Below are 18,500 nucleotides of genomic sequence, written 5' to 3'. Positions count from 1 at the left end.
ATGCCCTCTTCTTATAAAAGACGGAAAAAATTTTGGAAATTTACTTATTTCCTAATTACACTTGGAATTTTATATGCAGGATATATATTAGTTAAAAGTAGCTACCCTACCGAAGAAAATAATACTAATATTGTAGAAAAAGCTCCAGAAAAAAACCTTGATTTAAAATATAATATTATATTAAAAGATTCAGTTTTTGAGGGGGTAGATAAAAATTTAAATAGCTATTTAGTTAAAGCTGAGCAAGCTATAAAAGATTCGGATAACAAGTATAAATTAGATATAATAAACGGCATATATAACGTAAATCAAAACCAATCAGTTACTGTTTATGCAAAAGAAGGGTTTTTAAACGAAGAGTCGCATATATTAGATTTAAAAAATGATGTAAAATTTTATTTTGAAGATATGATATTTGACACTAATGATGCAAGAATTGATTTAATAAATAAAAGTATAATTAGCAATTCTCCTGCTACATTATTTCATAAAAACTCTACTATTACTTCAGATAGTTTTAACACGCAAGACGACAATAATATTATAATTTTTAAAGGCAATGTCTACACAACTATTGATCTATCGGATTATTAAACTTGTAATATTCTTTACTATTAGTATCTCAACATATGCTGATGATAAAGATATTTCAAACTTACATATCACATCTGATACTTTAATCATTAATAGAGTTAAACAAAAGGCAGAATACCTTGGAAATGTAGTTGTTTATTTTGATAATGCAATACTTAGAACTGAAGAATTATATATTTTTTATAAAACAGTAGATAATAAACAAACCATTGATTATATAGTTGTTCCAACTAAATTGAGTGTTGAGAAAAAAATTAATAATGAGTTATTATTAGCAGATTCAGGAAAATATTTTTTAGATAATAGACAACTTATTTTACTTGGTAATGTTGTATTAGAACGTAATAATAATATTTTAAAAACTAATAAACTTATTTATTATGTGGATATTATTAATAAAAATAGTAAGAAAATAAATTAAATGGACAGCTTACAAGTTAAAAATATATCAAAATCCTATAAAAAGAGAACCATATTAAGTGATATATCTCTTAATGTCAAACAAGGCGAAATAGTTGGTCTATTTGGTCCAAACGGGGCTGGTAAAACAACTTGTTTTAACATCATTATTGGCTTAATGAAAGCAGATTCCGGACAGTTATTATTAAATGATATTAATATAACTAATTTGCCGATTTATTTAAGAGCAAGGCTAGGTATTGGTTACCTTCTTCAAGAACCTTCAATTTTTCGCGGCTTATCGGTTGAAGATAATATTAAAGCTATAATTGAAATATCTGAAAATGATAAAGAAATAATTGAACAAAAAACTCATAATTTACTAGAAAAATTTTCTATAATACATTTAAAGGATCTATCGGCTGCTAGCTTATCAGGCGGTGAAAGACGCAGGCTTGAGATTGCAAGATCGCTTGCAATAGAGCCAAAATTTATCATGCTTGATGAACCACTTGCCGGTATTGATCCGCTGGCTATTTCCGATATCAAAAATCTAATTACTTACTTGCGTGAATTCAATATCGGTATTCTAATTACTGATCATAACGTGCGTGATACTTTAGATATAGTTGACCGAGCATATGTTATTTTCGAGGGGAAAGTGTTATTGGAAGGAAGTAGCAAAGAAATAGCAAATAGCAAGAAAGTTAAAGAGGTTTATCTGGGCGAAAGCTTTAGCCTTTAAGCTATAATGTCATCCCGCGGCTTGTACCTAGGTTGTTGCATGGCTCGAAAAAAGTCCTAGGTGTCATCCCGTGGCTTGTCCACGGGATCCAGTAAAATATACAAATTAAAAAAAACTCGATTTATCTCGCTTTATGCTGGATCTAGTTCCCAAGTCACGGGATGGCAGGGGTAAAATTGAGCCACGCAACAATACGGGTACAAGCCACAGGATAACACCAAATAATATAATAAGGTCTTCATGAACATTAACAAAGACATTTTTAGGGCTTATGACATAAGAGGTAATAGCCTTACCGATTTAACAGTAGAAGTAGCTTATAAGGTTGGTTTTTGCTTTGCAAAGATGACTATAAAGGATGGCAATAATAAGATCTGCGTCGGTATGGATGGTCGCCTTAGCTCCCCTGCTCTTTACAAACTCCTAGAAATAGGATTGGTTAATGGAGGAGCTGAGGTTATAAATATTGGCGTTGTCCCAAGTCCAGTTCTATATTTTGCCGATAAAAAATTTACCCCAGCTGGTAGTATTATGGTTACCGGTTCACATAACCCTCGTGATGATAACGGCTTTAAAATAATACAACATGGCAAATCTTTTTTTGGTTCTCAAATACAGGATTTATTAACAGAGATTTTAAATACTGACTTCAATGTCATTACTGCGGAAGCAGGAATCCAGCTTAATATGAATATGGATTCCCGCTTTCGCGGGAATGACAGGAAAGGCGGAAATAACAGTGAGGGCGGGAATGACATACAATCAAAATACCTAAATCGTATTCTAGAAAAAATAATAGTAAATTCCAGCCTAAAAGTAGCTTGGGATCCTGGTAACGGAGCAACCGGAAATATTGTTGAAGAGTTAAAAAATCGTTTAAATAATGAAAACATTATCATCAATAGTAAAATTGATGGAAATTTTCCAAGTCATCACCCTGATCCTACTAAAGTCGATAATTTACAAGAATTAATTAAACTAGTTAAAGAACAAAATTGTGACCTTGGTATAGCTTTTGATGGCGATGGCGATAGAATAGGCATTGTAAGCTCAAGCGGTAAGATGTTATTTGGTGATCAAATTTTATGTATTTTTGCCGAGGATATTTTAAAAGAAAACCCAAATGCTACTATAATACTTGATGTAAAAGCTAGCCAGCTTATAGCCGATAGAATCAAATCATATGGTGGGCAAGCTATAATATGGCGAACTGGTCATCCCTTTATTAAAAGTAAAATGGCTGAGTCAAAGGCTTTACTAGCCGGTGAGATGAGCGGGCATATATTCTTTGCTGATAAATATTTCGGTTTTGACGATGCAATCTATGCAGCATTAAGATTTTTGGATTTACTGACTAGATCAAGCAAAACTTTAGACGAAATAATAGATGAGCTACCGAAAAGCTATAGCACGCCGGAAGTTAAAATTTTTGTTTCTTCTGAATTAAAATTACAAATTATTGAAGAAATCAAAGAAAAATTACTAAAGGATAAAATAGAGTTTAATGATATTGATGGAGTAAGAGTAAACACAGAAGATGGTTGGTGGTTATTGCGTAGTTCTAATACTGAATCTGCCATTATTGCAAGAGCTGAATCAAGTAATGCTGAAAAATTAGAAGAGCTAAAAACGATGATTAATCAATTATTAAGCAAGTACGGACTTAATATTTAAGTGCAAAAAAAAGAAATAATTATCTTATGTGGTCCTACTGCTAGTGGAAAATCTTATCTAGGTCATGCACTTGCCAAAGCTTGCGACGGGGAAATAATAAATATTGACTCAATGCAGGTTTATAAAGAAATTCCAATTATTACCGCCTCCCCTCCGGAAAGCTATAAAAGCGAAATTCCTTATCATTTATATAACTTCTTGCCTATTACTGAAGATTTTTCGGTAGTAAAATATTTAAAGCTTGCTGCCGAAAAAATAAATCAGGTAACTACTAGCGGTAAGCTTCCTATATTAATAGGTGGTACGGGATTATATATTAACTCCTTAGTTTTTGGATATAATAATATTCCTGATATATCTGATGATTTAAGGCAACAAGTAAGAAAGCTACATAACGAAATAGGCAATATAGAGCTACATAATAGGCTTACAAAGCTTGATCCACTAGCTTCATCTAAAATTAATCAATCAGACACTCAAAGGCTAATTAGAGCTTATGAAGTAGTACTGCAAACCGGCAAGTCTATTTTCTCTTTCCAAACTTTGCCAAAAGAACAAATTTTATCTGAATTTAATTTTAAAATTATCTTCTTAAACCCTGAGAGAAAATTTTTATATAAAATATGTGATGAACGTTTAGCTAATATATTTAAAGATGGTGCAATAGACGAAATTGCTTTAATCAAAAAACAATTCAATCCTGATTATCTAAATTTAAAAGCTGTAGGCATAAAAGAAATTTTGGCTTATCTAGAAAACAAACTAACTTTGGGTGAGGCTTTAAACTTAGCTCAAACACGAACACGCAGGTATGCTAAAAGACAAATCACATGGTTTAAACATCAGATAAAAGAAAAAATAACTTTAGACTATTCTAACGAAGAAGAGTTTTTACAAGTAACTCGAAAACTTCCTATTTTTATTGACTTGCCAAATAGCAATAAATAATAGACAAGTAGTAAATATTTGAAGTATTTGTAATATTGTACCTAATACCGGTACAAAAGGAACAACTGGCTGCAGTAATATCGGCACTCCGCTTGAAAACATTACTAATCTTGTAGCATCTTGTACTGAGACTTTATTGAATAATAATTTGAATGCAACACATACTAATAATATTATAATACTTCTTTCTAAAAAGAATGTTACAAACCAAAATAATATAATAGCTGGCATACCAAGATAAATAAATAAATTTGGTAAATGCATTAAATTATCAGCAAAATATTTTTTTATTATTTCAGGAGTTAAAGTCATCTGACTTTGATCGAATAAACTTGAGTAATTAATGGTACGAGGGAAGCTTTTTTTAGTGTTATCTATTGCAAAATTTATCGTAAGTTTATCTGCCTCAATTACAAAAGGTATCTTGCTTTTTTCTCTAATTGAAACCTGATTTTTTGTATCAATAACAGCTACTTTATCATTATTTTTATTATATAAATAAATAGGTTCTTCATCTTTTACAAGAATCCGTGAATTAGCATATTGCATTTCCGGTAATTGATTGATGATATACTCAATATTATCTGTCGTTTTTGTCTGTTTTATTCCGTTAAAGCTGTCTTTCAAGGTTATTAGATAATTTAATATAAAGATACAATAAATTATTGCTGGAATAAAAGATACGATAAATAAATATCTTATTCCATAACCATGATATTTTTGATATACATCTTTATAGAACTCTATAGAGCTAATTGATAGACGTAACTGGCGGAGTAATGTATTCAATCCTCCTAATATATATGATAACAGATACATTATTTTATTAAACTTTTATACATAAACAGCAGTAATATAGCGTATTATTATAGAAAATTGCAAATTTTTAGTGTATTAAAGTCTAATTTATATATAAGTTTATTGATAAAAAATTATTTATTTACTAATATTTATATTTCGATAAACAATATTAATTTTATATGCTACTTCCTGAAATAACTTTAACTTTAACGGCACTTTTAAGCCAATTCTTTGCCGTAATGCTGCAAGGTAAAAATAGAATTGTTGCTAATATAACTATTTTACTTACCATATTAACAATTTTCGTTATTTTAAAACATTCTTACTCTGAAAGTATATTATACCTAGATTATGTAATGTTTACTACTAATGCAAATATTGCTAATTATAAGGCTATCATATTGATATTTACTATAATATCTATGATAATTTACCGAGATTATTCGGTGCGTAGCGGTGAACCACTAAAATTTGAATTTATAACTTTGATATTATTATCTACAGTTGGGATTTTTGTGGCAATTTCAGCACAGAATTTTTTATTACTTTTCTGTGCTATGGAGCTTACTGCTCTAACTTCTTATATACTTGCTGGTTTTAAATTGAGCGATATTAAATCATCAGAGGGAGCATTAAAATATTTTATATTAGGCAGTTTAGTTAGCTGCTTATCATTATTTGGTATTTCTTTTATATATGGATTTGGCGGAAGCTTACAATTTTCAGATATATTTTATAAGCTAAATGATAGCTCTTCGGTAAATTTAGGTTTAGTAATTGGTGTAGTATTATTTTTAAGCAGTATTTTCTTTAAGCTTTCAAGTGCCCCCTTGCATTTTTGGGTACCAGATGTATATGAGGGATCACCTATCGCTTCAGTTACTTATTTTACAGCGGCTTCAAAAATTGGAGCTGTTGCCATTTTATTAAATATCGAAAATTTAATTATCAAAAACTATCACCCTATTAGCTATAATCTGATAAAAATAATTGCTTTATTATCTATGATATTTGGTGCTCTTGGTGCTATTCGTCAAACTTCCTTAAAAAGATTAATGGCATATAGTACCATTCTAAATATCGGTTATGTATTAATCGGCGTATTGCTACGTACTGAAGATGGCAATAAAGCTGCTATGCTCTATATGTTGATATATGCAGCCGCAAGTATAGGGTTCTTTACTTGCCTGATTATGTTACTCGGAAACCAAACAGACAAAGCCAATTTTGAAAGCATACAAGGAATTGCAGAAAACCATAAAGCTATAGCTGCTGCAATTTGTATAATTATGTTTTCTATGATAGGTATCCCGCCGCTTGCTGGCTTTCTTGGAAAATACTACCTCTTTTACCAAGCAATTACCCAAGAAGAGTTTTTGCTTGCTTATTTTGGTATCTTTACTAGCATCATTGCGGCTTTTTACTATCTTAAAATAATTAAAACGATGTATTTTGCTGAAAAACCTAATCCAACAAAAATACCTATTTCCTACGGGTTATTATTAATTAATTTTGTAGTAATAGGGTTTTTACTCTTCGGATCTTTCATTATTTCATCTTAGGTTTAAATGAATTTAGGTAGATATAAGCTATTTGTTTTTGATGAATTAGATAGCACAAACCTTGAAGCCATTAGAATAGCTAAAAATAATAAACCTGATAGAGATTATATCATACTTGCTAAATCTCAAACCGAAGGACGTGGCAGAAGCGGTAAAAACTGGCAATCTACTTCCGGCAATTTACATGCTAGTTTACTAATTAAGCCAAATAAAGAGCTTGAATTACTACCGCAATTGTCTTTCGTTACAGCCCTAGCGGCTTATGATAGTGTGGTACATGTCATACCGTGGCTTGACCACAGTATCCAGAAAATAAATGGGATTCCTATACAAGCACGCGGGATGACGCCCCTAGTTCTTAAAAAAATCCAATTAAAATGGCCAAATGATGTTTTAGTAGGGGGTAAAAAAATATCCGGTATACTTCTTGAATCGGTTAAAGTAGAAGATGCTTATTATCTTATTATCGGTGTTGGTATTAATATTACTTATCACCCAATAAATATCGACCAACCCACTACTAGCTTAGTAGCTGAAGAACTTCCCGTTATCACCCCTCAAGCTTTACTTGAAATATTAATAGAAAATTTTGAAAAATATTATCAAATTTGGGAGCAAGAAGGCTTTTCATTTATTAGAGAAGCATGGCTGAAACATGCTTATAAGTTACATGAAAATATTAGTGTTAAATATCAAAATGACATTGTTACAGGCACTTTTCAAGGTATCGATTCCATAGGTAGAATAATATTGCAACTACCTTCCAAAAAAATACTCTCTTTTTCTACTGCTGAACTTTCCTTTTAGCAAAAATATTACTAAATTTAAGTTGTAAATTTAATTATTGTTAATTATTTTTCCGTCATTGCGGGAAGAAACTGCAAGTTTCAACGCAGCAATCTCATGTGTTCCTTGCAAGGCATTGTCTGCGTGGGTACTAAGTCGTCATTGCGAGCGAATGAAATGAGCGTGGCAATCCAGAAAAAATAATAAAAAATGCTAATTTTATTAGTATTTGGATCCCGCGATCAAGTCGCGGGATGACAGGGGGAGAATGATTCACGTTGGTAATACCTCCTCTCAATGACAATAAAAGCTTAAGCCCTTAAATTAAAAAGTAATAACATATGCCTCAAAACAATAACCCTAACCCTATTTCACAAATATTTATGAATAAGGCTAATGAGCAATTTAGTAAAATAAAAAAACTGAACTTTAGCCCAACTCCTAGTATTGATGATATTAAAAAACTAAAAGCCATGTCAGAGCATGCAGAAAAATATTTTAAATATGCTTTATTCACAGGTTGTGATAATGCAGCTTATGAGTTAATTCAATTATATGATTTTATATTTACAAAATACCCTGACTCTCAGAATAATGATTTGGAAAAAAAATATTCCGCGATGATTTAGTTTTATTAGGTCCGAAATTTGAAATTGCCGAATGTGAGCAAATGAATTTAATATTTAACCCACCTACGACAAACGAAAGCGAGATAAATATTTCCTACGATGCTATTTGCAGAACACGAGAATATTTTAGTAATAAAAAATTAGTTGATAATCCTGAAACAAATGATGAGATTATTAATTATTACCTCAAATCTTTTGAAGCAATATCAGAGAAACAGTATTTTAATTCAATAAAAGAAATTACAGGTACAGTTTTAAATTGTGCTGATAAAAAAACTTTAGATTTTATAATTGATGATCATAAACCAAAGATAAAGCCGACTATTACTTTTTATAAAAATAATAAATTACATGAGATCTATTGCGATGCAGAAAAAGATATATCAATAACGATAGTTTATGACACACAAAACAACAACGAGGAAGTTAATCTTAGCGGCTATCCAAACCTTTTAGAAATTATCAATCATTTCTTTAGTATATAAAATCGTATTCAATATGACAAAAAAGAAACCTCCTAAAGTTTATAAAAATGTATATATGACACATGATTATCTATACGAAGAAGGAAAAAAATTCTATCAAGAAGCTATAAACATAGAATTTCCACAAGAGAGAGATCTAACTCCAGATAAAGAAAAGAATTTTAATGCAGCTAAAGAAACTTATTTTAAAGCCATACTATATTTTCAAGGAGCTATGCTTTTAGGAAGTAAAGATGCTTGTGCATATTTGAATGCATTTTATAATAAAAATTATTTAGGAATCGACAATCAATATGCAAGTAATTTAATAAAAATGCTGAGTACTATAACAAAATATACAGATCATATAAATAGGACAAATTCCATATATTTAAAGAATTTTGGAATAGTCAGTGATTCTGATCTTAAAGAGCTAGCTTTTATAGAAACAGGAATAATTAATATTGCATCCAAAAGCTGGGATAAAATTCCTGTTCCTGAGTACTTAATTCTTGCTAATATACAAACCATTATAAGAGATTTTAATAATCCTTTACCTCCTGAAGGTCGCTTAATTACTAATATAAGCGTTTTTGATGGTAGGGAGGAAGTATTTAAAAAAATAGAACTGGAAAAAGAAGAAAAAGAGCAAGAGCTATTAAGTGCATTCACTATATTAAATAACGATACTGCTTCTGGGGTAGTGAAAAAACAAATATTTAATGACAAATCAACAAAATTAATGGGAGAAAATCTAGACTTACTAGATGGTGCAGTACTTTGCACTATATCTTAAAAAAGGAATGAAAACGATGAAAGAAAAATTACCTCATCTTTACGAAATAATAAAAAAGGCATTAAGCGATTATGATGAATATATTGAAATACCTCTTAGAACATCAAAGGATTTAGAAATAACACAAAATAATGAAGCAGTTCTAATTGAACTATTAACCCACCAATTAAATACCTGACTTAAGAGGCATATTTAACATCATCGGCTTGGAACAATTTTTGTATATGTTTAGGATTGTTCTGTAAGCAACGTAAATAAGATTTAAGATTGTATTTTAACTCATCTTTTGTAAGAGGTATATGTTTTCTATTTACATTTCTTTTTAAGTCATTATTTAAGTATTCATCTGGATTATGTTGTGGAGTATAAGGAGGCAAAAAAAACAAAGAAATTTTATCTTTATGCTTATTTGTCCAGCTGTATACTTTTTTACTATGATGTACTTTTAAATTGTCTAATATTAAAAAGATCTTCCTTCTTGCAGATTTCACTAATCTTCTTAGAAATTCTATAAATATATCTGTTTTTAGTGTATCTTCATATAACATGAACCTTAGTTTACCATTGTTCGTAACAGTTGATATCATATTTATAGTAAATCGTTTTGATTTATGAATAACTACGGGTGTTTTGCCTTTTAAAGAATAGCTCTGTAACACCTGACATTCTGATTTTATACCCACTTCATCACACCAGTGTATTTCAGCTTGTTCCATTTGTGCTTGTTTTACTATTGCGGGATATTCTTCATCTAGCCATACTTGAACTTGTTTTGGCTGTTGCTCATAAGCTAATTTCTTTGGTTTTTGTGCAGTATATCCCCATCTTCTTAAATATTCTCCAATCGTACTTAATGGCAAAAAGAAACCACAGCATTTTTTAATCAGGGCATTAATAGCTTTTCTTGACCATAGTGCAGATTTGATATTGTGATCTTCTGGTCTAGAGTGATTTATATAATCTTGTATTTTTTTACCCAGCATTTCATTTATTATTCTTTTCTCTCCTGTCTTTCTTCCTCTAGACTTGCCAGTTATTGCATATTTATCACCTCTTCTTCTTTTGTTAACCCAGTTACTAATAGTCTGACGTGTTACTCCTATAAGATTTGATACATCTGATTGTTTTTCTCCTTTATCAATTGCTCTTAATGCAACTTTTCTTAAAGCTGCTTGTGCACTCGTTGATAATGTCCTAAAATCTTCTTTTTTTAGCATTATTTCATTCTAACATTATATTTTAGTATTTGCAACTATTATGTCAGGTATTTAATTGGTGGGTTAATATATAGAAGATTAAAAGAAATATTCGTTTATGGCGAAGCAAAAGCAGCTTGGTATCTAGCTCAATTCTATTATAATGGTTGGTTATTTGAAAAAGATTGTACGATAGGCAATTTTATTATTGCAATAGGAATAAAGCTTGGTTCTATAAGATGTGCAAATAATGGATTTAAAGGTGACATATCAAAAGATTTAAAAAATTTAGCCAAAGATTGTGCTAAAGCTATTAAAAATACTAAAAATCAATATCAATTAGACACAAATAGTATTATTACTGACGAAATAAGGAAAAATGCCGAATCTAATTTTAAAAGAAATTTAGTGTCATTGCTAAAGTAAAGGGGACCACTAAATTGCACGAAAAAGGGACCAGAGAATTTGGTGTAACCTAATAAGGTTATAATGTGCAATATTCACTAGATAATTAATTAAAATAAATATCTAGTGATACAATGATAAGAATAAATATGTACACAACAATTATCACCCTTTATAAGCAAGGCAACAGTCAAAGAAATATTGCCAAACTAACAAGGATAGACCGTAAAACAGTAAGAAAAATAATAAATCGTTACGTAGAGTCTGGTACAGAATATCCTGCACCCTATGAACGATCTTCAGCACTGGATTCTTGGCACGAACAAATAATTGAGTTATTAGAAAAGAATCTAAGTTACATAAGAATTTTTGAAGAGTTAAAAATTCAAGGTTATACAAAAAGTTATGGTTCGCTAACCCGTTATATCAAAAAATATAAGATTCAGAATAACAGTTGCATTCGTTTTCATACTTTAGCAGGAGAGGAAGCACAAGTAGATTTTGGTGACATAGGCTTACAGTATAATGCCCAAGGGCGTAGAGTTAAAGCATATGTGTTTAATATGCGTTTAAGCTATAGTCGCCTTGATTATTATGAAGTAGTGTTTGATCAAAGTTGTAAAACATGGATACAATGTCATATCAATGCATTTAATTATTTTGCTGGTAGTCCAAAAGTAATAAAACTTGATAATCTTAAAGCTGGGGTGGTAGATAGCAATTTCTATGAGCCTGTATATCAGAAGGAATACAAACGTTTAGCTGATCATTATGGGATTTTACTTTCTCCTTGTCGTATATATCAACCTCAAGAAAAAGGCAAAGTAGAATCAGGCATAAAGTATGTCAAAAATAATTTTTTTGCTGGACGTAAATTTCATAGATATGAAGAATTAATACACGATCTTGCAAACTGGTTAAATAAAGCAAATAACCGAATACATGGTACTACTAAAAAAATTCCTCAGGAACTATTTGAGCAAGAAGAAAGTAATAATTTAATGCCCTTACCATTAGAAACGTTTGATTTATCATCGTGGCATAATCGAAAAGTAGCAAAAGATTGTCATATCACCATAGATAATAATTATTATTCCGTACCAGCAAAATATATATACAGTGAAGTATTGGTACAATTATCACCAAACCTTGTTCAAATATTTTCTATACAAAATGATTTAATAGCAAGGCACGTTAGAGTAGATGGCAAAGGAATATTTACCACTAATCCGTCTCATTATGCCAAATATAAACGTCTATGCCCAGGTTTTATAGAATATAGCGAACATTATCAACAACAAATGCAGCAGATAGGCAATAATTGCAGTTTATTATTAGAGTTATTACAACAAACACGAGTAAATGATTGGCAACGTTGTGCTAGAGGTATTATTTCTTTACGTAAGGTTTACAATGATGAATTAATAGATAAAGCCTGTCATAGAGCATTACATTACGGTATAAGTTCTTACTCTAAAATTAAAAATATCTTAAATAGTAATGCAGTAAACTTACCATTGCCAGAGTTTGGAGGTCAGAATGCAGAACTTGCTTAATGACCTACGTAGTTTTAGATTATCAGGTATAGTCAATAGCTTAAATGAAAGGATTATTTATGCTCAAAATAATAAACTAGGATTTAAAGAATTTCTCTCACTATTATGTGAAGATGAAAAATCTCACCGTAAGGATAATAATTACCGTCGTCGTAAAAGTGCTGCTAAATTACCAGTCACTAAAAATTTAGAAGACTTTGATTTTCAGTTCCAACCAAGTATTGATACCAAAGTAATAAGTGATTTATCTACTTGTGATTATATTAATACTAAGGGCAATGTCATATTCATAGGTAATTCTGGAACTGGCAAAACTCATCTTGCTATTGGATTAGCATTAAAAGCTTTAACACGAGAATACTCTGTATATTTTACTACGGTATCGGATATGCTTTATAATTTACATATTGCAAGAGCAGATAATAGCTATCACAAAAAAGTTAAATTACTCTTATCATTTGACTTATTAATTCTTGATGAGTTAGGTTTTAAGCAATTACCAAAACATTCAGTAGATGATTTTTTTAATATTATTGCTAAACGATATGAAAATAAATCTACCATTATCACCACAAACAAGGATTTTGAAAGATGGAATGAAATATTTGCTGATGAGTTATTAACTCATGCAATTATTGATCGAGTAGTACATCATGCACATATACTAAACATCACAGGTAAAAGTTATCGTATTAATAACTATAAATCTGGAGGTAATATGACATAAAAAATTTTAAATAAAGTGGTCCCTTTTTCACGTAATTTAGTGGTCCCTTTTTATTTGACAATGACATAATGCATCTTACTATTTAGAACATGATTTAAATTCCGGTGAAATACGTGGTAAAATTTTTACTGATTCTACTGTGGCAAGGATATTATCAATACGCAAGTTAAACAATATAAAAGAACTTGGGGAAACAGCAAGTATTTTAGGCAGTGGAGCAACAACAGCAGATGGAGCGATTTATGATTCTTTACGTTGGGGACCAGGTGAATCAACAAAAAAAATAGAAGATTATACAGATGGACGTAGCCTTATTAAGTTTGATAAGGAAGAAAAGAAATTAAAATATTTAACCCCAAAAGAATTTTTTAAATATCCAGATAAAGATTACAAGAAACAATTTTTCCAAACTGAAGAAGGACAAAATATTAAAAAAGAAGAACCGATAATAAAATTAATTGCATCAAACGTTCGTATTGCTCGTACAATTTCACATGCACAAAATATTAAATCAGCATCTAATCAAAAATCTACGGGTATGAGCAGGTAAAATATTTTGTAGTATCGGACTCGTCATTGCGAGGAAATTACGAAGTAATTGACGAAGCAATCTCAGGAGTTTTATATTGCTTTATGAGATTGCTGCGTCGGTTATTAAAATAACCTCCTCGCAATGACAAAATATTTCTAAATAATCACTTTCAGCTTCTCTATTGTCTTAGAATCTTTAGCTTTGCAAATCATCATATTTTGATGTATCTATTTCTTTCGCTAGGTCTATTTTTGGCAAAGTAAGCTTATGAGGAGCTGGCACTATTTTCTTAGGTAATTTTAACGCCAGTGCTTCTTCTAAAATATAATGCTTATTCATATTTATAGAAATATTTTCTACACTATAATCTGCTTTAAAATAATCCGCTGAACTTGATTTATTTTGTTCTAAAATATTTCTGATATTTCTAATTAATTTAGCTTTATCACCTTTGCTTCTTACAAACATTTCAGTAATTCCGCCCCAACCTGGAACTAAACCAACACCAAACTCCACAAGCCCGGAATTTAAATCCGCATTTGCAACAATATGGCTTGAATGCAGTAATATTTCACACCCACCGCCAAGTGCTACACCTTTCGCAGCACTAATAATGTGAGCCGCAGAATATTTTAAATGCAGCATAGTTTGCTGCCCTACTTTCAGTAAATTCTCTAAGTCGTGGAAATTTTCATCTTCAATATAAGAAAGCAGCAGCTTTAAATCTGCCCCAGCTGAGAAATTATTACCTTGCGGGTAGATATATAGATGCTTCCCCTGCTCTTCTGCTTTTGTTGCTGATTCTTGAAGTAAATAGAACACATCATGATTTAGACAATTCATTTTCGTAGTAATAACAAAAACTAGATTTTCTTTATAATCTAACAGCTTTGCCGAATCATTTTCTAAAACTATTTTACTTTCTTTTAAGATATCTTTATGGGCATTAAATTTCTGTTTATCGATTTTTTGATATTCTTTATTTGCTAAATATGGCGGAATTGAATTTGCATTTTTCACTATTAAATCCCAGCTATTTTTAGTTTGTGAAGTTAGCAACTCGAATGGTCCATATTTCCAGCTATAGCCAAGTTTCATAGCCGCATCAATATCATAAATATTATCGGTAACAGATGGCACTAAACTTGCTAAATAAAGATAAAATTCTGTAATAATCTCATTAAAAAACTTGCCATAAACCGAATTACTAGCAAGCAGCTCATCAAGATTATTAAATGAAATATCCGTTTTCTGGGCAGGCTTATAAGATAAATTATCTATATTTATAACTTCCTTAGTTTTTTTACCATTTGTTACTGATAAGCGATAAAAACCACCTCCCCCTTTACGTCCTATTAATTTTTGTTCTATCATCTTATCTAGCGAAGGTGTATTCACATATATTTTATGATAGGCATCATTGTTAGGCAGACTGGCAAGTAACGAGCTAGAAATTAGCTTCATCACATCATGACCAATTAGGTCATATAGCCCAAAAATTCCAGTACTTGGCAACCCTAAACATGAAGTAAAAATCTTATCTATCATCACAAAATCAAGCTTTTCAGCTATTGCTTTTCTAGCTACTAACTCAAGTAAAAAGCACCCTACTCTATTGGCAATAAAACCAGGCGTGTCGTTACATTTTACTATAGTCTTACCGAGCGTTTTCGTTAAAAAGCCTAAAACTCTGTCTATTATTTCAGGTTTTACTATTGGATCGATGATTAGCTCAAGAAGCTCCATATATCTTGGCGGGTTGAAGAAATGCGTAATGACAAACCGAGATTTAATATCATCTGGTAAGTTTTCTTTTAGCCTCTTAAGCGGCAGAGTAGAAGTGTTAGAGGCTATAATTGCATCTTTTTTAAGATAAGGAATAATTTTGTTATATAATTGGTGTTTGATTTCTAATTTCTCAACAATAACTTCAATTACTAAATCACATTCCTTAATCAGATCTAAATTATGCTCTAAATTACCGATAGTAATTAATTCCGCTTTATCAGGAAAAGTTAAAGGAGGCGGTTTTTGTTTATGCAAATTTTCTATAGCATTCTTTACTATTTTATTTGGGTCATCTGAATTTTTATCAGCAATATCAAGCAATACAACTTGATGAGATGAATTAGCAATCAAAGCAGCGATCCCTGACCCCATCACCCCCGAACCTATAACACAAACCTTTTTTATTTCATTTTGCATAAACTACTCCTATTGGTTTTATTAAATGTGTCATCCCGTGGCTTGTCCACGGGATCCAGTAATTTTGTCACCCCGCGACTTGATCGCGGGGTCTCGTGTCACAGATTGCGTCCTAAGATACCGCGATCAAGTCGCGGTATGACATTATTGTGTCTAAGTCATTGCCACACTCACCACTTTAACCTCTTTTGCTTCTGCTGCTCGCAATATTTTACTACATTCATTTATAGTAACACCCGTAGTAATTACGTCATCCACTAATAAAATTTTTTTTTCTATAATATTATGTTTTGTGTTAAATTTGATACTACCACTTATGTTGTTTTTACGTTGCCTTTTTGATAAAAAAGTTTGGGCTTTTGTCCATTTTGACTTAATCAATATATCGGCTTTTACTGTAAGGTTCATAATTTTTGCTATTTCTTCTGCAAGAATATGAGGCGGGTTATACATCCGCAGTAACCTTTTAAACCTATTCATCGGCACAGCTATGATTAAATCAACATCTTTTATATCTTCTAAATATCTATTACATAAAAGCTTTGCGAAAGTTTTAGCAAATATCGTTTTATCTTGATATTTAAATTGATGAACTACTTTTTTGCTATATTCATTAAATTTAAATAGACTGCGAGCGAGATTATAATTAGGCTTTTTGCTATAACAACGTCCACAAACTGCATTATCTAAGATTTTTACGCTAAATCTCTGACCACATATATTGCAATAAGGTTTTGCTATAAATTCTAATTTCTGCCAACAATCTCCACAAAACTCACCACTACTACTTAATATTTCTAAGCAGCTTAGGCATCTTTGCGGTAAAATATAATTTATTAAATAATTATAAGCCTTTACTAACAATTAACGCCCCACAAAAGATTCATGATGTTTAGAAGCATTTTGTGTTTGTTGTGGCGGTGTTACACTATTACTATAGCCGCTAATTTTACCATGTGTAAGGTTCTCTTGCATATTATGAACTTGTTGTTGTGCTTGCTCTTGTGCTTTACTTATTTCGGGCTTTTGTACTTTATTAGTGGCATTTGGAATTACTGAAACTTGAGTTTGTTTATTTTCTTTGCTAAACGCTTCTTTTACTTCCCCAAATTGTGCTTCAACAAAATAACTAGCTCCAGCTTTTACTGCCGATTTAACTTTTTGAAAACCAGTTTTCTCAGGAGGTTCTTTAAACTCATCTCTTGCTCCTACTTCTTTTTGCTTTGTAGCAAATGCCGCTTCAAGCTGTATCTGGTTTAGCTTATCTATATTAGGTGTATCTAAAAATTCTTTTAATGTTTGATTATTTATTCTCTCTTGCCTTTCTAATTCTTTTAACTCTTTATTCATTTTCATAATTTCCGGCAGATAGTTTTAAAGTATTTATTTTATTTTTTTTATCATTTCCCCTTTCCATATGTACTATATTCGAATCCACTTCACCCGTAATATTAACAAAAGCTGCTGTTGCTGCAAATGCAATACCACCTATACTTCCGGTAGCTATTCCATCAGCAAATAAAGATGCCGCTTCTAAAGTAGTATCACGCACTGATTTTACAAATTGTTTAGCCCACCCGCCTTCAAAAGTTTTATCAGGCGAAGGCTCAGGCGGATTTTTATAAATATCTGGTATTTTAGTATCTAAAAACTTTTGTAAATTCGGAGCATCTTTAGCTATATTTTCTTTAGCTTCCAACACCTTATTAAGTTGCTGTGCTTTAGCTCCTTTAATACTTTCTAAAGCCGTTTTCTCTCTATCTAATTTTTTGTCCTCTCGCACTTCAAGTGTTTCTTTCGTAACGTTATATGCCACAGCAGTTAGAGAAAGTGCCGCAATACCGACACCTATAGGTGTTGGATTTAATGCTACTGAACTAATAGCACCGCCTACTTTAAGAATTCTTTTAGTACCTTTGCTTGATATTACCTTATACGTTTTATCTAAACCATCTGCTATTGTATTACCACCAGGCACACTAGTTCTAATTTTATTAAGAGCTTTATCATATAAGCCAGGGCTATGCTGTCCTTCTTCCTTAATTTTTCCACCTTTTCGAGCTTTATCGAGTGGATCAGCTGCTTTTGAAACAGCTGTTGCTACTTTAGACCCGCCTTTAGCTACTCCTTCTACTATATGCTCAACACCGCCGACAATATCATGTGCAGCAATTTTACCTACTCCTTTAACCACCCCCGGCAGTTACATGATATCCTGCCTCAGCAGTAGCTGCAGCTCCAGCTCGTGCCATTCTTGTGCCTTTAAGTTTAGGATCATCCTTTAATATTTTTCTTGTTTTTTTCTCTTCTTGGGGATTTGAGGGTGCTGGTTGTTCCTGCTCTTGTACAGGTTCAGGATTTTGTACATTAACCCCTTCAGGCGTATTTATAGAAGGTTTAAGTTTATTACTTTCTTCTGCACTTTTTACTCCCTCTTCAAGCGTATTAATCGACGATTTTAAACTCTCCTTACTCATAAAT

20 protein-coding genes and 1 pseudogene are annotated in these 18,500 nt (G+C 31.3%); 14 read left to right on the top strand and 7 right to left on the bottom strand.

The window, feature by feature from the left end; genetic code table 11:
* From lptC to miaA, 5 genes are all read left to right on the top strand, one after another.
* On the top strand, window positions 1–594 hold the full coding sequence (gene lptC, locus AAGD54_RS04380) for an LPS export ABC transporter periplasmic protein LptC (protein ID WP_341788139.1): 594 nt from the start codon (window positions 1–3) through the stop codon (window positions 592–594).
* Window positions 560–1,015, top strand: coding sequence for an LptA/OstA family protein (locus AAGD54_RS04375; RefSeq protein ID WP_341788140.1), 456 nt, complete (start codon window positions 560–562; stop codon window positions 1,013–1,015). The genes lptC and AAGD54_RS04375 overlap by 35 nt, the downstream gene beginning before the upstream one ends.
* Entirely contained in the window at window positions 1,016–1,738 is a 723-nt protein-coding gene (lptB, locus tag AAGD54_RS04370) for an LPS export ABC transporter ATP-binding protein (RefSeq protein WP_341788141.1), read from the top strand.
* Between the two features lie 240 nt (window positions 1,739–1,978).
* Window positions 1,979–3,412, top strand: a complete 1,434-nt coding sequence (locus AAGD54_RS04365; protein WP_341795112.1) for a phosphomannomutase/phosphoglucomutase — start codon at window positions 1,979–1,981, stop codon at window positions 3,410–3,412.
* The gene (miaA, locus tag AAGD54_RS04360; RefSeq protein WP_341788143.1) at window positions 3,413–4,360 is read left to right on the top strand and encodes a tRNA (adenosine(37)-N6)-dimethylallyltransferase MiaA; all 948 of its coding nucleotides are present in this window, start codon (window positions 3,413–3,415) and stop codon (window positions 4,358–4,360) included.
* Here miaA and AAGD54_RS04355 read toward each other — a convergent pair.
* On the bottom strand, window positions 4,304–5,179 hold the full coding sequence (locus AAGD54_RS04355; protein ID WP_011477448.1) for a DUF1189 family protein: 876 nt from the start codon (window positions 5,177–5,179) through the stop codon (window positions 4,304–4,306). The genes miaA and AAGD54_RS04355 overlap by 57 nt on opposite strands.
* A gap of 161 nt (window positions 5,180–5,340) precedes the next feature.
* On the opposite strand from AAGD54_RS04355, the gene nuoN reads away from it, so the two are divergent.
* The 6 genes from nuoN (at window position 5,341) to AAGD54_RS04325 (ending at window position 9,576) form a co-directional block, all read left to right on the top strand.
* Complete coding sequence (gene nuoN / locus AAGD54_RS04350; RefSeq protein WP_341795111.1) at window positions 5,341–6,723, top strand: NADH-quinone oxidoreductase subunit NuoN; 1,383 nt, start codon at window positions 5,341–5,343, stop codon at window positions 6,721–6,723.
* A 6-nt stretch (window positions 6,724–6,729) separates the two neighbouring features.
* Window positions 6,730–7,530 carry a biotin--[acetyl-CoA-carboxylase] ligase gene (locus AAGD54_RS04345; protein WP_341795110.1) on the top strand — a complete coding sequence of 267 codons (801 nt, stop codon included), beginning with the start codon at window positions 6,730–6,732 and terminating at the stop codon, window positions 7,528–7,530.
* A 320-nt stretch (window positions 7,531–7,850) separates the two neighbouring features.
* A complete protein-coding gene (locus AAGD54_RS04340; RefSeq protein WP_341795109.1) occupies window positions 7,851–8,138 on the top strand; it encodes a hypothetical protein in 288 nt (95 codons plus the stop codon).
* A gap of 41 nt (window positions 8,139–8,179) precedes the next feature.
* The gene (locus AAGD54_RS04335; RefSeq protein WP_341795108.1) at window positions 8,180–8,623 is read left to right on the top strand and encodes a hypothetical protein; all 444 of its coding nucleotides are present in this window, start codon (window positions 8,180–8,182) and stop codon (window positions 8,621–8,623) included.
* Window positions 8,624–8,636: 13 nt separating this feature from the next.
* Window positions 8,637–9,398 (top strand): hypothetical protein, encoded by a 762-nt coding sequence (locus AAGD54_RS04330; RefSeq protein WP_341795107.1) that lies wholly within the window; start codon window positions 8,637–8,639, stop codon window positions 9,396–9,398.
* Window positions 9,399–9,414: 16 nt separating this feature from the next.
* Window positions 9,415–9,576 carry a hypothetical protein gene (locus AAGD54_RS04325; RefSeq protein WP_341795106.1) on the top strand — a complete coding sequence of 54 codons (162 nt, stop codon included), beginning with the start codon at window positions 9,415–9,417 and terminating at the stop codon, window positions 9,574–9,576.
* 1 nt (window position 9,577) lies between these two features.
* Here AAGD54_RS04325 and AAGD54_RS04320 read toward each other — a convergent pair whose 3' ends face one another.
* Complete coding sequence (locus tag AAGD54_RS04320; protein ID WP_341794233.1) at window positions 9,578–10,615, bottom strand: IS630 family transposase; 1,038 nt, start codon at window positions 10,613–10,615, stop codon at window positions 9,578–9,580.
* Between the two features lie 533 nt (window positions 10,616–11,148).
* Between AAGD54_RS04320 and istA the strand changes: the two genes are divergently transcribed.
* From istA to AAGD54_RS04305, 3 genes are all read left to right on the top strand, one after another.
* On the top strand, window positions 11,149–12,555 hold the full coding sequence (gene istA, locus AAGD54_RS04315) for an IS21 family transposase (protein ID WP_341794291.1): 1,407 nt from the start codon (window positions 11,149–11,151) through the stop codon (window positions 12,553–12,555).
* On the top strand, window positions 12,539–13,282 hold the full coding sequence (gene istB, locus AAGD54_RS04310) for an IS21-like element helper ATPase IstB (protein ID WP_341795105.1): 744 nt from the start codon (window positions 12,539–12,541) through the stop codon (window positions 13,280–13,282). Before istA ends, istB begins: the two co-directional genes overlap by 17 nt.
* A gap of 139 nt (window positions 13,283–13,421) precedes the next feature.
* The gene (locus tag AAGD54_RS04305; RefSeq protein WP_341795104.1) at window positions 13,422–13,832 is read left to right on the top strand and encodes a hypothetical protein; all 411 of its coding nucleotides are present in this window, start codon (window positions 13,422–13,424) and stop codon (window positions 13,830–13,832) included.
* 180 nt (window positions 13,833–14,012) lie between these two features.
* On the opposite strand, the pseudogene AAGD54_RS04300 reads toward AAGD54_RS04305, so the two are convergent.
* The 5 genes and pseudogenes from AAGD54_RS04300 to AAGD54_RS04280 all read right to left on the bottom strand — a co-directional run.
* A pseudogene (locus tag AAGD54_RS04300) lies at window positions 14,013–16,019 on the bottom strand (3-hydroxyacyl-CoA dehydrogenase/enoyl-CoA hydratase family protein); the annotation flags it as partial.
* A gap of 153 nt (window positions 16,020–16,172) precedes the next feature.
* Entirely contained in the window at window positions 16,173–16,883 is a 711-nt protein-coding gene (locus tag AAGD54_RS04295; protein ID WP_341795102.1) for a ComF family protein, read from the bottom strand.
* Window positions 16,884–17,369 (bottom strand): hypothetical protein, encoded by a 486-nt coding sequence (locus AAGD54_RS04290; RefSeq protein WP_341795101.1) that lies wholly within the window; start codon window positions 17,367–17,369, stop codon window positions 16,884–16,886.
* Window positions 17,362–18,213, bottom strand: a complete 852-nt coding sequence (locus AAGD54_RS04285; protein WP_341795100.1) for a hypothetical protein — start codon at window positions 18,211–18,213, stop codon at window positions 17,362–17,364. Before AAGD54_RS04285 ends, AAGD54_RS04290 begins: the two co-directional genes overlap by 8 nt.
* On the bottom strand, window positions 18,206–18,496 hold the full coding sequence (locus tag AAGD54_RS04280) for a hypothetical protein (protein WP_341795099.1): 291 nt from the start codon (window positions 18,494–18,496) through the stop codon (window positions 18,206–18,208). The genes AAGD54_RS04285 and AAGD54_RS04280 overlap by 8 nt, the downstream gene beginning before the upstream one ends.
* Window positions 18,497–18,500 lie beyond the last annotated feature (4 nt).

The organism is Rickettsia endosymbiont of Rhinocyllus conicus (assembly GCF_964026465.1).
In the GTDB taxonomy this organism is placed as follows: Bacteria; Pseudomonadota; Alphaproteobacteria; order Rickettsiales; family Rickettsiaceae; genus Rickettsia.
This window is presented reverse-complemented; position numbering and strand designations above follow the sequence as displayed.